This window comes from Vibrio sp. A8-1 (assembly GCF_013048685.1).
Taxonomy (GTDB): domain Bacteria; phylum Pseudomonadota; class Gammaproteobacteria; order Enterobacterales; family Vibrionaceae; genus Vibrio; species Vibrio metschnikovii.
Map to the genome: position 1 here is coordinate 59,199 of NZ_VHTC01000010.1, position 16,011 is coordinate 75,209.

Annotated in this window: 10 protein-coding genes; 1 reads left to right on the plus strand and 9 read right to left on the minus strand. The window is 42.9% G+C overall.

All coding sequences use genetic code 11. From position 1 onward, the window contains the following. Window positions 1-36: 36 nt before the first annotated feature. From FKN93_RS07605 to FKN93_RS07645, 9 genes are all read right to left on the minus strand, one after another. The gene (locus tag FKN93_RS07605; RefSeq protein ID WP_040904315.1) at window positions 37-582 is read right to left on the minus strand and encodes a cell division protein ZapC; all 546 of its coding nucleotides are present in this window, start codon (window positions 580-582) and stop codon (window positions 37-39) included. Between the two features lie 166 nt (window positions 583-748). Continuing rightward, window positions 749-1,759: a quinone-dependent dihydroorotate dehydrogenase gene (gene pyrD / locus FKN93_RS07610; RefSeq protein ID WP_004395290.1), complete on the minus strand. Its 1,011-nt coding sequence runs from the start codon at window positions 1,757-1,759 to the stop codon at window positions 749-751. 71 nt (window positions 1,760-1,830) lie between these two features. Next, window positions 1,831-6,672: an NAD-glutamate dehydrogenase gene (locus tag FKN93_RS07615; RefSeq protein ID WP_004395291.1), complete on the minus strand. Its 4,842-nt coding sequence runs from the start codon at window positions 6,670-6,672 to the stop codon at window positions 1,831-1,833. A 184-nt stretch (window positions 6,673-6,856) separates the two neighbouring features. Beyond that, window positions 6,857-7,078 carry a DUF2835 domain-containing protein gene (locus FKN93_RS07620; RefSeq protein ID WP_040904316.1) on the minus strand — a complete coding sequence of 74 codons (222 nt, stop codon included), beginning with the start codon at window positions 7,076-7,078 and terminating at the stop codon, window positions 6,857-6,859. A 72-nt stretch (window positions 7,079-7,150) separates the two neighbouring features. Further along, window positions 7,151-9,760, minus strand: coding sequence for an aminopeptidase N (pepN, locus tag FKN93_RS07625; RefSeq protein ID WP_170904788.1), 2,610 nt, complete (start codon window positions 9,758-9,760; stop codon window positions 7,151-7,153). Window positions 9,761-10,041: 281 nt separating this feature from the next. Next, window positions 10,042-10,716, minus strand: a complete 675-nt coding sequence (locus FKN93_RS07630; protein WP_154168221.1) for a hypothetical protein — start codon at window positions 10,714-10,716, stop codon at window positions 10,042-10,044. A 182-nt stretch (window positions 10,717-10,898) separates the two neighbouring features. Next, complete coding sequence (prc, locus tag FKN93_RS07635) at window positions 10,899-12,896, minus strand: carboxy terminal-processing peptidase (protein WP_170904789.1); 1,998 nt, start codon at window positions 12,894-12,896, stop codon at window positions 10,899-10,901. Window positions 12,897-12,913: 17 nt separating this feature from the next. Then, window positions 12,914-13,546, minus strand: coding sequence for an RNA chaperone ProQ (gene proQ, locus FKN93_RS07640; protein ID WP_004395295.1), 633 nt, complete (start codon window positions 13,544-13,546; stop codon window positions 12,914-12,916). Window positions 13,547-13,647: 101 nt separating this feature from the next. Then, entirely contained in the window at window positions 13,648-14,121 is a 474-nt protein-coding gene (locus tag FKN93_RS07645) for a GAF domain-containing protein (protein WP_154170647.1), read from the minus strand. A gap of 84 nt (window positions 14,122-14,205) precedes the next feature. Between FKN93_RS07645 and FKN93_RS07650 the strand changes: the two genes are divergently transcribed. Beyond that, on the plus strand, window positions 14,206-15,993 hold the full coding sequence (locus tag FKN93_RS07650; protein WP_170904790.1) for an ABC transporter ATP-binding protein: 1,788 nt from the start codon (window positions 14,206-14,208) through the stop codon (window positions 15,991-15,993). The last annotated feature ends 18 nt before the right edge of the window (window positions 15,994-16,011 follow it).

The following is a 16,011-nucleotide window of genomic DNA, read 5'->3' on the forward strand; positions in this document are numbered from 1 at the left end:
AGGAAATAAAACAAAGGAACGAAATGATGAGGGAAACTAGCTAACCAAAGCAACTCGCTCTGGCTGAAGGATGTGGTTGGCTATGGACATTCGGTCATGCATCACTTTAATCACTTGACCGAACTCTAACTGTTTCGTCGTGCTTAATATAAACGGTTCTAGTTCAATTAACGCACACAAACTCGCACTCTCTCCAACCTCAAGTACGATAAAAAAACCTTGATTGAAGCCATTTACTAAACCCACAATATCACCCTCTTCAGGTTTAGTATCCGTGACTGATTGATAATCAAAAAACCAGCTCTTTGGCTGCACAGGCTTATGGAAACGCTTCGCTGCCACGCAATACAGTGCCAATTCAACTTGACGTGGCTCGGTGAGTTGAAGACCACTGATCCGTTCTTTGTACGTTTGGTAATCGGAAGCATCATCGACCGTAAATGAAGGATTCGAGAAAGCGGAATCAACCAATAGATTGCGACTCAGATTAGTGCGAAAGACCATCTCTTGTCCAAGGTCCAGCATCAAATAGCCTTCACTATCTGAATAGTACCAACTCCATTTATCACTGGGCTTTAGCATTATTCCGGCTCTCTATTTGCTGATGATCAAACCAATCAGATAAAAATTTCTTACCTATTAGTGCCATTCTAGGAAGCATGGAATAAAAAAAAAGAGGAAATGAGTTACTCACTTCCTCTTGATGTCACCTTGTCACTTTTTAAAAATCAGAATTTAATTCAACACGTTATAAATTCTTCACAATATCGCTGACCAATTTAGGGCCATGATAAATAAAGCCACTGTACACTTGGACTAACTTAGCACCCGCCAGCAATTTCTCTTTTGCTGCCACATAGCTATCCACTCCTCCAACACCAATGATTGGAATTTGTTCACCGAGCTGTTGATATAATAGTTTTACGACTTCAGTGCTGCGTGATTGCAGTGGACGGCCACTCAGTCCCCCTGCCTCATTAGCAAATTTCATTCCTTCCACTAAAGTACGATCTAAAGTGGTATTGGTAGCAATCACCCCGTCGATATTGTGCTTGAGTAAAGATTGGCAAATTTGCTGCAGCTCATCATCCGTTAGGTCTGGTGCAATTTTTAAGGTTAGAGGTACGTATTTGTTGTGTTGCTCAGCCAGCGCGGTCTGCTTCTGTTTTAAGACGCAGAGTAACTCATCTAAAGCTTCACCATATTGTAACGTTCGCAACCCAGGGGTATTGGGGGAAGAAATATTCACCGCAATATAACCAGCATAGGGATACACCTTCTCCATACAAATTAAATAATCTTCAGCACCCTTTTCAATTGGCGTGTCTTTATTCTTACCAATATTGATCCCAATGATGCCATCATAATTCGCTTGCTTTACCTTCTCCACTAAGTGATCAACACCCAGGTTATTAAAGCCCATTCGATTAATGATACCTTCAGCATGCACTAAACGAAATAAACGAGGTTTATCATTACCTGATTGCGGTCGAGGTGTCACTGTGCCCACTTCAATAAATCCAAAGCCCATCGCGGCAAACGCATCAATGCATTCACCATTTTTATCAAGGCCAGCGGCTAAACCAACAGGATTTTTAAACGTGAGTCCCATGCATTCGACAGGACGATGAGGAAGGTGTTGACGATAGAAGAGATCAAGCGGTGTACCGGTAAAGCGTTTGAAATTTTGAATGGCGAGATCATGCGCCCTTTCAGCATCCAATTGAAAAAAGCCAGCTCTGGCTAAGCGGTAAAGCATTGTGCCTCCGAAAAAAAAGCCCCGTATAAACGGGGCGTTATTATTGACCTATTTGTCGCACAATTCAATGCTTATTCGGTCGCTACACAATTTAAGTTGAGCAACATCAATTCACGCATCGCAACGGAAAACTTAGCAAACTCATGAACCGAGCCCACTTTAAATTCATTAAGAATGTTTTCCCAACGCTGCAGTGAAACGCTGTTATTGTCCATCCAACGTTGCAGAGCATGAATCACATCCGTAGTCTCTGAACCATTGACCGCATTAAGCACTTGCGCCGTTAATTGGCGTTGCTGCCAGTCGAGATCTTCTCTAAATGCCGCTCTTGCCAATGCCTGCCAGTTATTTTCAACCGCTTGATTATTTATCTGTTTCAAGAACCAATGAATCGATAAACGATCGCCCAGATTAAAATATAATTTAGCGACATGCTCTACTGGAATCGCTTTCTCATGAGAGACGGTAGAGATATCCAGTACCGAGTAAAGGCTGGATAGACGAGCGACATAATGCGCTAAGTCCGAATTAATGCCTTGTTCTATCCAGCTATTCGCCAGCAAATCATGTTCAGCAACTTCATCAGCCACCAGCAAACTATCTAACTGACGAGTAATACTGCGTACGTCCGATTGGTACTGATCAATGAGCGCTTGCACGGACTGTTTTCCAGTGCGATTACGCAGCAACCAACGAGATAGACGACGCAACGTTCGACGAACTTGGAACATCACTTGATATTGAGCACTCGCTGTCGCTTGATTATCCAGTGAACGAACTTGCTGCAATACGCTACCGAGCTCGAAAATTTCACGGGCAGCGGCATAAGAATGAGCTATATCCGTGACGCTAGCTCCAGTCTCTTCTTGCAAACGCGTCACAAAATTACAGCCCATTTCATTAACCATTTGGTTAGCTAACGCGGTGGCAATGATTTCTTTACGCAGTGGATGGTTGTGCATCTGCTGCGAATAGTCACCGCGTAACTTTGATGGGAAGTACTGAATCAATTGCTGCGCATGGAATTGATCATTAGCTATCTCATCACAAGCCAACTCCTCTTTTAAGGCCATTTTTCCATAGGCCACCAGCACGGCAAGCTCTGGTCGAGTTAATGCAAAACCTTGTTTCTCTCTTTCTAACAACGTTTCGTCATCAGGAATATGCTCTAAGGCGCGGTCAAGATAACCCGTTTTCTCCATGTGATGAATGAAACGAATTTGCTCTTTAACCACCTCAACGCCCAATTGCTCGGTCACCGAAATAGACTCTGATTGGGTATAAGCATCTTCAATAACAATTTCACCGACTTCCTCTTCCATGGATTCTAGGATGTGGTTGCGCTGTTTTACGGTTAGATCGCCATTGGCGACTAAACCATTCAAGAAGATCTTAATATTGACTTCATTATCCGAGCAATCAACCCCACCTACGTTGTCAACGAAATCGGTATTCACTCGCCCACCAGTGAGCGCGTACTCTACCCGCCCTTGCTGAGTCATACCTAGGTTACCACCTTCACCAATAATTTTGGCTTTGACTTCACGACCGTCAATACGCAGTGCGTCATTCGCTCTATCACCGACATCGGCATGCGATTCTTTCGATGATTTGATGTAAGTGCCGATCCCACCATTCCACAGAAGATCAACCTGCATTTTCAGGATCATCTTGATCAGTTCATTCGGAGCGGCTGACGCTTTCTTAGTACCAAGCATTTTTTGAATTTCTGGACTAAGCGCGATTGATTTCGCTTTGCGAGAGAAAACGCCACCACCTTGCGAGATCAAGCTTGGATTGTAATCTTCCCAGCTAGAGCGTGGTAATTGGAACAGACGTTGCCGCTCTTGCCAGCTTGTTTGAGCATCTGGACTTGGATCAATAAAGATATGCAGATGGTTAAAAGCGGCTTGTAAACGAATATGTTGCGATAACAACATACCATTACCAAACACATCGCCCGCCATATCACCGATACCGACCGCGGTAAAATCCGTCGTTTGACAGTTAATACCGAGTTCACGGAAATGACGTTTAACCGATTCCCAACCACCACGAGCAGTAATACCCATGGCTTTATGGTCATAACCATTAGAGCCACCAGAGGCAAACGCGTCCCCTAACCAGAATTGGTAATCCGCTGAAACGGAGTTTGCTAAATCAGAGAAGGTCGCTGTCCCTTTGTCGGCAGCGACAACCAAATAAGGATCATCTTCATCATGACGAACCACATTACGTGGCGGGACAATTTCACCTTCAACAATGTTATCCGTGACATCTAATAATGCTTGGATAAAGCGCTTGTAACAACGCTGTCCTTCGGCAAAGATTTCATCTCGTCCAGTCAGTAAGTGCTGTTTCTTACAAACAAAACCGCCTTTCGCTCCAACGGGAACAATCACGGTATTTTTTACTTGTTGAGCTTTTACTAAGCCTAAAATCTCGGTTCGGAAATCTTCTTGGCGATCAGACCAACGTAAACCACCACGGGCAACTTTACCACCACGCAGGTGAACCCCTTCCATATCCGGCGCATAGACAAAAATTTCAAAGGCAGGTACGGGAGCTGGGATATCAGGAATTTCCCGTGGTTTTAGCTTAAGAGCCAGCCAAGGTTTCGGTTGTTTCTCTTCATCCATTTGGAAATAGTTCGTACGTAACGTTGCGCAGATCATTTCCATATAACGGCGAAGAATACGATCATCATCGAGACTTTCGACATGATCCAATTGCTCGGTTAACTGAGCAATCAGCTCCGCTTGGCCTTTTTGCGAACCTTTAAATTTAGGATCAAAACGACGTACAAACAGATCAACCAACCCTTTCGCTAAATCAGGGTAATGACTTAAGGTATCTTCAATATAGTGTTGGCTGAATGGGAAACCGACTTGACGCATATAACGTGCATAAGCGCGTAAAATAGAAATCTCACGTCCAGTTAAAGAAGCACCAAGCACTAAGCGGTTAAAACCATCACTCTCTAATTCGCCATGCCAAATGGCTGAAAATGCTTGTTGGAAACGATCGCGTGCTTCACGCAAATCAACTTGCTTCTCGCTCTTATGCAGCATAGAGAAATCTAGAATCCAATAGACTTGGCCATTGGTCTTCGTCACTTCGTATGGCGATTCACCGATGACACGTAAGCCAAGGTTTTCTAACATTGGCATCACATCGGACAGATGAATCGGCTCATCGCGATGATACAGTTTTAAGCGCACCGCCTTAGAATCTTTCGCCTCTTCTTGAGGACGATAAAACAGCATGCCAAGTTTGTTATCTTCATTCAGGGCTTCTAATCGTTCAATATCCGCAACCGCTGAGCCTGGCATGACATCTTCTTTATAAGAGCGAGGAAAAGCGCGTTGATACTCTTTGGCTAATGATAAACCTGAACTTTCGCCAAAGTTGGCAATAATTGCTTCGGATAAACGGTCATCCCAGCTGGTTGATGCTTCCATTAAATTTTGCTCTATCTTCTTAACATCAATATTGGCACTGTTATTTTCTACCCGCACAATATAATGCGTTCTCGCTAGCGGGCTTTCAGAAAAATAGGTGGTGAATTCCACTTCTTGTTCACAACCAAAATACTGCTTTAATAGCCGCTGTGTTTGACGGCGTAACTCGGTGTTGTAACGCTCTTTGGTAACATAGACCATACAACTGAAGAAACGGCCAAAGGGGTCTTTGCGAACAAATAAACGGATCAGGTCACGGTCTTGCATTTGCACAACCCCCATCCCCACTTCAAGAAGCTCCTCTTCTTTCGCTTGCAAAAGCTCATCGCGAGGATAGTTCTCTAAAATATTGTGTAATGCTTTGTAGGCATAAGAGCCCGCACGATAGCCACTTGCTGTTAGGATGCGTTGTACTTTTTCACGAACCAGTGGGATACTTTCGACCGTTTGGTTATAAACTGCTGAGGTGTATAAACCCGTGAAACGATGCTCACCAATCACTTTACCATTGGCATCAAATTTCTTAATGCCAATATAATCGGTATACGCTGGGCGATGAATGCGCGACTGTTTGTTGCCTTTAGTCAGGATCAGTAAGAAAGGCTTCTTCGCTTCTAAACGAGCAGAGTCGGAAAACTGTGATAACTTCACACCACGAACCCGTTTCGGATCCGAAAATAAGCCTAATCCTGCATCTGGCGTAGGTCGAAGCTCAGTGTCATCGTCGTGATTAACCAGATCAAATTCTTTATAACCCATGAAAGTGAAATTATGCGCGCCAAGCCAGCGTAAGAAAACGAGAGTTTCTTGATAATGTTCAGCATCAACCGGAATATGGTTTTTATGCGACTCTAACTCCTCAATCACTTGCTCAAGCTTACTCGCCATTGGTTTCCAATCTTGGACCACCAAAGCTGTATCACTGAGGATTTCCAACAGCTCTTCTTTTAACGCCGTCATCTCTTCTTTGCTGCTTAATCTATCCACTTCAATATGAAAAAGTGATTGCAACGCGCCAGCACCTTGACCAATGCTAAGCACCGCACCGTTGTTATCTCGTTCTATGTGCGTTGGGCCGTTTAACATTAAGTGTGATGTTAAATCGAGACGACTTAACGTCATTTTGATTGAATCAACAAGGAAAGGAGTATCGGGTACGACAATTTCAACGATCGTATGAGTCGATTGCCAACCATGTTTACTGACGGTTGGGTTAAATACACGTACCGAACGTTGGTCGGCTTTCTTTTCATTAATATGATGCCAAAGACTGACTACGGCACCGTATAAGTCAGATTCATTACGTTTACTAAGATCGTCTTGCGCAACATTACTAAATAGGTGTTGGCCGAGTTGAGTAACAAGAGGTTGGTGAGCAAGCTCAAGTTTGTCTTGAATTAGCTGGTATACTTTTTCAAGTAGAACCGGCATCAAACTTTCACGCGCGGTCATATGCGACTCCAAATATTAGAATTATAGGCTGGTAGGGTATGCGCTAAGCATAGTTGTAACTTACGGTAATGCGAGGCCTATTGTAGTGCTTTGCTAACCATTCGTTAACGCATTTGGACGCAATTGATAGTGAAATGTTTAATAATGTGACAGGCGTAGCGATTCAAATCACCACAAATTTACCTCAGGACAGCATATCTAACTTTATAAACTTATTGTTTTGGTCAGTTGTTAGACGAAATCGACCTTTTACTCCAATTTGGCTAAGAAATGGGCGAAATTTTGCAGCCGGTAATTGTAAACGTAAGCCATGTTCGGTAGTGACTAGAATGTGGCTGGCTAGCCCAGAATAATGAGCAAGGAAAGTTTGATAAGAGATGTTAAGAGAGAAAAAATAGTAGTTCATAATTGTGCTTTAAATGGTGCTGGAAACGAGGTTCCCTTCCAGCACCCGATCAATGAGTAAATATCGAACAAGTTAGGCTTGTTCAAGCGCTTTGCTGACTTTTTCAAATAAGTCACGCGCAAGATCATCCAGTGACTGTAACGCATCTAACTGCTGTTTCATTAATGCTTGTCGCTGCTCGTCATAACGTCGAAACTTGAGTAACGGATCAATTAAACGAGAAGCTACTTGAGGATTACTGCTGTTTAACTCACGCAATATCTGCCCCGCAAAGCGATAACCGTCACCACTAAGTGCATGGAAATTAACTGGGTTCATGGTAAAGAATGAACCAATTAAGCTACGAATGCGGTTAGGATTCTTCAAGCTAAAAGCGGTATGTTGCATCGTTGCCTGGATGACACTCAAGGCATCTTCAGCAGGATTCGAACCTTGCAAAGTAAACCACTTATCCATCACCAACCCATCGTGTTGCCATTTCAGACTATAATCAGCCATCAGCGTTTCTCGACAAGCCAATTGAGCACTATTCGCCGCGCTCATTGCGGCAATCGTGTCGGTCATATTATTGGCTTGCTGATACTGACGTTGGACCAAACGGTTGCCTTGCTCAGTGAAAGCCAATAAAGCTAAACAGGTATTGCGTAAAGTACGCTGACCAATCGCCGCATGCTCAATCGAATATTCAGCCTGAGTTAATGAATGATAAGTGGCACTGAGTTCATCTTCTAGCTCAGTGGCTAACATCACTTTCAGTTCATGTAACACTTTGGCAATCGCATCGACATCCACCTGCTTATACCAACCCGATACTTCATTATGATTCGGCAAAGCCAGCATTTCTGCCACAAAGGCTGGCTCTAGCTTATCACTGAGCAACACACCACGAAATGCATCGACAACCGCTTCAGGTAAGGTGGCCTTTTGTTGTTGCTGAACGGATTCGACATTCGCTCGAATGTATTTTGCCAACAGCATCTGCCCGGCATCCCATTGTGCAAAAGCGTTAGTCGCATACCTCATTAAAAAGCTTAACTCTTGATCACGGTAGTCATACTCAAGTTTTACCGGAGCAGAAAACTCACGTAATAAAGATGGGATCGGTTGGCTGGTCACCTTCTCAAAGACAAACGTCTGCTTGGCTTGAGTCACATTGAGTACATTAGAAACGGCCTTTCCATTACACTGTAACGGAATGATTTCACCATTTTCACGATACAGTTCTATATCAAACGGAATGTGCAATGGTAATTTTTCTGGCTGATCATGCGTTGGCTCTGTACTTTGTTCAACCGTTAATGCGTACGTTTGCGCTTGGTCATCATAATGACTCGTCACTTTAAGTAATGGTGTACCCGATTGGCTATACCATAAACGGAATTGAGTTAAATCAATACCGCTTGCCTCTTCCATTGCTAAAACAAAATCTTCACAGGTTGCTGCGGTGCCATCATGGCGTTCAAAATAAAGCTTCATCCCTTGCTGGAACGCTGCTTCACCTAATAAGGTATGCATCATCCGAATCACTTCACTGCCCTTTTCATAGACGGTCAAGGTGTAGAAGTTATTCATTTCTATCACTTTATCCGGACGGATAGGATGAGACATTGGGCTAGCATCTTCCGCAAATTGAGGGCCACGAATAATCCGGACATTATGAATGCGATTCACCGCTCGCGAACCAAGATCAGAAGAGAATTCTTGATCGCGAAATACCGTTAAGCCTTCTTTTAAGCTTAATTGAAACCAGTCACGACAAGTAACTCGGTTACCCGTCCAGTTATGGAAATATTCATGGCCAATCACCGCTTCAATACCAAGATAATCGGTATCGGTCGCCGTCTTCTCATTGGCTAACACAAATTTTGAGTTGAAAATATTTAACCCTTTGTTTTCCATCGCTCCCATATTGAAAAAGTCGACAGCCACGATCATATAAATATCCAGATCGTATTCCAGACCAAACCGCTGCTCATCCCATTTCATCGAATTTTTTAGTGACGTCATCGCATGGCCTGCGCGATCTAAATTGCCTTTATCAACGAAAATTTCCAAATCAACATGACGACCAGAACGAGTGATAAACTGGTCACGCAAGACGTCAAAATCTCCCGCGACCAAAGCAAATAAATACGCTGGTTTAGGATGGGGATCGTGCCACTTGACCCAATGACGACCATTGTCAGCCTCACCTTGAGCAATTTTATTGCCATTACTTAGCAAGTATGGATATAAGGCTTTGTCGGCAATCACGGTACTGGTGTATTTGGCTAAGACATCTGGACGGTCAAGGAAATAAGTGATGCGACGAAACCCTTCCGCTTCACACTGAGTACAGAAAGCGCCACCGGACTTATAGAGTCCCTCTAATGCAGTATTACTTTGAGGATCGATTTCCGTCACAATGGTTAACTCAAACTGCTGAGGTAGTTGAGTTATTTCTAAATGAGCCTCTGACTTGGTAAAGTGTTGCCACTCTTCACCATTAATTTTTAATGATGTTAATACTAGCCCTTCACCATCCAGCAATAGTGTTGAACTGTCAGCCTGTTGCTCAACGTGAGAAACCGCCGTAACGACAGTCGCGTGATCGTGCAAATCAAAGGTTAGATCAATACGATCAATATAATGAGAGGGAGCCTGATAATCTTTACGATACTTGGCTAATGGGCTTGTCGCCATGGTCGGAATCCTTTTTGACGTAAACAGATGAAGAGCAAGGTTGAGAAACCTTGATGTTAATCAACTGATCTTAATCTTGTTTTCACCAATAACAACCCCTAGACCGAAAAAATGAGAGATTTTCGCCCGATGTATCCCAGATACGCGATATGGGATTTTAACGATAAGGTCAAAAATAAAGTATTAAAACGATAAAGCGTCACGCTGACAGCGCTAAAGAAGCTAAAGAACAAAGAAAATCGTCAATCTGCAATATGATGGAATGATGAAGAAAAAAGCGACTAGCGAATTCGCTTTAATTCGGCATAAAGCATGCCCTGCTCAATGTCTAACGTTAAGCGATTTTGGTTGAGTTGAAAGCGCGTATTATGTTCACCATGGGGGTACAACAGGACCAATTGTTCATCTTCGGTATAAAACACCCCTTGTTGTACGGTTTGATTACCATTTTGACCCGTTGCACGAAAAAAGAAGATGAAATCGGGTTGTAAAATCAAATCGAGGCTTTGTAAATTGAGAAGCGATTGATCGCTGCCAGCCAATGAGTCTCCTGACCAAGTTCCCGCTAACGGGCTAGTTAACATCTTGGTAAAAATAACGCCATTAAGCATTAATTGATTATGATTCGCTTGATAAAAATAGTGCTGTGGTTTGCTGCTATCGATACCAAGGATCAAGCTATCTTGATTGAGAGAATATTGCCCTTGCCAGTGATCAATACTGTAGTCTTTCTTTTGTATATCGATTAAAAATGAATAATCCGACTTGAGGGTTAAGCGAACGACGAGAAAGTTTTCTTTCGATGCCTCTGGTGCAGAGTTAAACAAAAACCAATCGCCAAGCAAAAAAGGCACATCAAACTGAGTCAGATCTTGTCTTGAGTGATAACGCGCTTCTAACTGTGGGCTCGTTGCCGTTAAGCTGAAGCAAGCAATAAATAGTGCAATCCATTTCATCGTGCCCCCTAATGCTTTTATTTTAAGCTTAGGCGGTTTCAATTTATAATGCGAAATTTCGATGAAAATCACATTATAAATTCTTCTTATCTGCACACTTATTTCAAATTAACAACGATAAAACAAACAGTTATAAAAAAGCGAGCCCATTGGCTCGCTTTCACTCTTCAAGATAGAAAAGCTCAAATCTTGAGCATGTCCACCATGATTGATACCGATTCATTCAAATAAGCATCAGGAGTTTCATAGTCTTTGGGAACATCACTCAAGGCCGCAAAAGGTTCTTTACCAAGGGATGCTTGGCGAAGATTAATTCTATCCAATCGCTGTTTATCCGCTTGTTCCATCTCTTGCTTGCGTTGCTTTTCATTTAAAGACAATAAGTTATCGTCTTTTTCTGCTTGATATTTTTCAATATCCTGCAAGATAAAGCCAAACTCTTGATCCGCTAGGATCCGAGTTTGATGACGCTGATCGAGCTTAGCAATCGTCGCACTAAAGTCATGCAATACTTGGTATTTAACCGGATCAATCCGGTCCCAAGGTAGTGCATTCTCTTCAACACTTTCCCCTGTTTCACTCGCATCAATAGCACTCGGGAAAACGATATCAGGGATCACACCGCGATTTTGGGTACTGCCACCATCAATTCGATAAAACTTCTGAATCGTGTATTGCACATAACCAAGCTCTTGTTCAAATAAATCATAGATATGATTTAAAGAGCGATGCTGCTGAACCGTACCTTTACCAAATGAGTTTTCACCAAGAATAATCGCTCGACCATAGTCTTGCATGGCCGCGGCAAAAATCTCTGACGCAGAAGCACTAAATCGATTAATCAAAACCGTCATTGGACCTTGATAACTGATTTTGCCGTCAGTATCGCTATTAACATTCACTCGGCCATAACTATCGCGTACCTGAACAATAGGACCACTGGTAATAAATAAACCAGAAAGTGCCGTGGCTTCCGTTAATGCGCCACCACCATTATTACGTAAATCGATGATGATACCGTCGACTCCGCTGGCTTTTAGCTCCGTCAGTAACTTATCGGTATCTTGTGCTAAGCCTACATAAAAGCTAGGTACTTCAAGGACACCGATTTTTTTGCCGTCTTGTTCAATGACCTTAGATTTCACCGCTCGGTCTTCAAGACGAATTTTATCTCGGACAATAGTGACAATGTGACTTTTTGCGTCATTACCTTCCGGTAATACCTGCAGTTGCACTTTAGTGCCTTTCGGCCCTTTAATTAACTGCACGACATCATCGAGACGCCAGCCAATCACATCAACAATATCGCCTTTCTCTTGACCGACACCGATAATGCGATCCCCTTCACTCAACTGTCGACTGGTCGCCGCAGGGCCACCAACGACTAATGAGCGAATCACCGTATAATCGTCCGTCATCTGTAATACCGCGCCAATCCCTTCAAGAGATAAATTCATCTCCGATTGAAATTGAGCAGCATTGCGAGGAGATAAATAGCTGGTGTGAGGGTCGATCTGCCGAGCAAAGGCATTCATATAGACTTGAAAAACATCTTCGCTATTGGTCTGAGTTAAACGTTTGATCGCATTATTATAACGTTTAGCCAGCGTTTCTTGAATTTCTGGCCATGTTTTACCCGTTAATTTCAAGTTTAATGCATCAAATTTAACACGCTGACGCCATAGCTCATCGACTTCCGCTTGATCTTTCGGCCATGGGGCTTTGGAGCGATCGCGTTCAATAAACTCGTCGTTATCAAAGGTCATTTCATGGTCAAGGAGCGACAACGCGTATTGGAAACGCTCAAAACGTTTACGCATTGAAAGATTATACAATTCAAACGCTATCTGATTATTGCCTGCTTTTAACTGATCATCTAACTGGGTTGACCAGGGTTTAAAAGCGTCAATATCGGCCTGAGTAAAGAGATTACGATTGTAATCCAACATGCCAACATAACGATCAAAAATAGCTTGAGAAAACGCATCATCTAAAGAGAAGTGTTTATAGTGAGAACGAGTAAAACGTGACGTCACTCGTTTACTGGCGGTTTCATGTTGAGCTTGTGGAGTAAGAAGAGGAAGATCCTCTATCTTGAGATTGGCTTCTATCGCCTGAACAGAAAAAGCTGCCAGCCATAGGCCAGCAGCAATTGATGTTAATTTTGAACGGCATTTCATGCTTAGGAATATCTCCTTTAAGCGCGCAAGTGCTCCGTCTTCACAACCATTTGCAGGCCGTTACCGAGTTGAACACGCACATCTTCCTTATTAATTTCAACGATGGTCGCAGCCATGTTGCCTTTGCCCATGTTCACATTGACTTCTTTGCCAACTTTCATTTCGTCAGCTTGTAACACGCGCGTTTCAACTGGTTTTTTCTCTGTTTTTGCTGTCACATCTTGTGTTTGTGCACGACGTGGTTGAGGTTTTTTCGCTTTTGGCTTAGCTTTATTGGCCTCTTCACGCACTTTCTTCGCTTGCTCTTTACGGCGCGCGTCAACGCGAGCTTTGCTTTCTGCTAACGCAGCTTGAGCATGATCGACATGTTGCTGTTCAAGTTCACCACAAGCATTACCATCAAGATCAACACGAACCGCACCAGCTTTAACACCATGCAGATAACGCCATGACGAAGTGTACTGTCTTAGTGCTGCACGAAGTTGAGTTTTGCTTACTTTAGGATCTTCATTAAGACGCTGAGCAAGATCTTGAAAAATACCAATTTTAAGAGGCTTAGCCTCACCTTCTAAAGTAAAGCAGTTAGGGAAACATTCAGCAATATACGCAATCACTTCTTTGCTGTTTTTTAACTTTTCAGTGTTTTCCATGAGGATTCCTGGTTGATGCGGCTGGTCCGCGGGGCATAAATAATAAAATATGTTCGGTATTATAGTGACCTGAGTACGAAAAACCACTGGCAAAGGCGAATTTATGCCTTGTTCGCGTGTGAATTAAGCACCTTTTCTACTTCCGTCATTAAAAATACCAGTCCTTGCTGGTCAATTTCTGAAAAGCGAGCAATTGTTGGGCTATCAATATCTAACACACCAACCAATTGCCCACAGATAGTGAATGGGATCACCAATTCCGAGTTACTTGCTGCATCACAAGCGATATGACCGACAAAAGCATGCACATCATCCACACGTTGTACGGTATTGGTGGCAACCGCCGTCCCACATACTCCACGTCCTACCGGAATACGAACACAAGCGGGTTTACCTTGAAAAGGGCCTAACACTAATTCATCATTCTGTAAGAGATAAAAACCAACCCAGTTTAAATCGCTCAGTTCCATATTTAATAAAGCACTTAAATTCGCTAAGTTAGCCACTAAGTCAGTTTCAGATTCGAGTAAAGCGACGGCTTGCTTCGTTAAACGTTGGTAATCTGCTAAGTTCATATTCATTCCCAATAAAATTAAAGACTTCACTTATTGTTCTTCGTACAATACCTATCAAACTAAATAGGATGCATTCTCATTATAATGATCAACAATCATGACACTATTAGCCGTTCTTGGTTGATAACTCAAGTAAAAAAACATCAACGCCCGCTGCTTTTTGCCAATTTTATTGCCATCGTTGCGACTTTAATCAGTGTACCTATTCCCTTGTTGATGCCATTGATGGTCGATGAAGTTTTGCTTAATCAACCTGCTGGTGGTTTGGCGTTAATGAATACACTCTTGCCCTCTGATTGGCAAACACCCACTGGATATATCCTATTCACTTTATTACTGGTGGTGCTCATGCGCACCGGTAGCCAACTGCTGAATATTATACAAAGTCGGCAGTTTACACGGGTATCAAAAACGGTTACCTACCAAATGCGCTGTAAAATGATTGATAAACTAGGTCGAATCAGTATTCGTCAGTATGAAACACGAGGCAGCGGTGGAATTAATGCCCATTTGGTAACCGATATAGAAACCATCGATCAATTTATTGGCTCAACATTGAGTAAATTTTTAATCAGTTTGCTGACAGTATTAGGTACAGCCTTAGTACTCTTATGGCTTGATTGGCGATTAGGATTATTTATCCTATTGGTTAACCCAATTGTTATCTATTTTTCCCGTCTACTCGGCAGCCAAGTCAAACATCTCAAAAAACGCGAGAACCAAGCATTTGAGAAATTTCAAAACCGTTTAGTCGAAACCTTAGATGGTATCTATCAGCTTAGAGCGGCCAACAAGGAACGGGAGTTTTTAACTCAACTCAAAAACAATGCCGACGAAGTACGAGCCAACGCCGATAAATACGCTTGGCAAGCTGAAGCCGCGGGTCGACTCTCGTTTTTACTCTTTCTACTGGGCTTTGAGCTGTTTCGCGCGGTCGCAATGTTAATGGTGCTATTTAGCGATCTGACTATCGGACAAAATTTTGCGGTTTTTGGCTACTTATGGTTTATGTTAGGACCAGTACAAGAGCTGCTGGGCATTCAATTTTCTTGGTATAGCGCGAAAGCAGCACTGACACGAATTAATACCTTATTGCAGCTTGAGGAAGAGTATCGTCCGATCAGTAAAGTCAACCCATTTACTCATCAACCCGTAACGGTGACACTCTCACAAGTTAATTTTTCTTATGATGGCGAGAAAAAAGTCCTTGATGAGCTATCTTTATCCATACCCGCGGGTAAAAAAGTCGCTTTAGTTGGGGCCAGTGGTGGCGGGAAATCGACTTTAATTCAATTACTACTCGGAGCATATCGAGCAGATTCAGGTGAAATTTATTTTAATGGCGAACGGTGTGATGATATTGGTTTTGAGATTATCCGCAGTCAAATTGCGGTGGTGTTACAACAACCTATACTTTTCAACGACACTTTAAGGCATAATTTAACCCTCGGTGGTGATTATGATGACGCCTCGCTTTGGCATGCATTAGAAGTAGCGCAACTGCAAGATGTCACCCACCAACTCAGTCAAGGATTGGATACTCCCATTGGTCGTAACGGTATCCGTCTTTCTGGTGGCCAGCGTCAACGTTTAGCTATTGCTAGAATGGTATTAAGTGATCCTAAATTGGTAATTTTAGATGAGGCGACGTCAGCACTCGATACTGCAACCGAAGCTGCACTGCATCGTGCATTAAGTGGATTTTTAAAAGGACGAACTACGCTGATTGTTGCCCATCGGCTGTCGGCCGTGAAACAAGCCGATTTGATTTATGTATTAGAAGATGGGCGAGTGAGTCAAATTGGTACACATGGAGAGTTACTTGAACAGCAAGGACTTTATCAAACATTATATGGCGCTATTCAGTCATAGTTCCGTTTGCCTTATGGC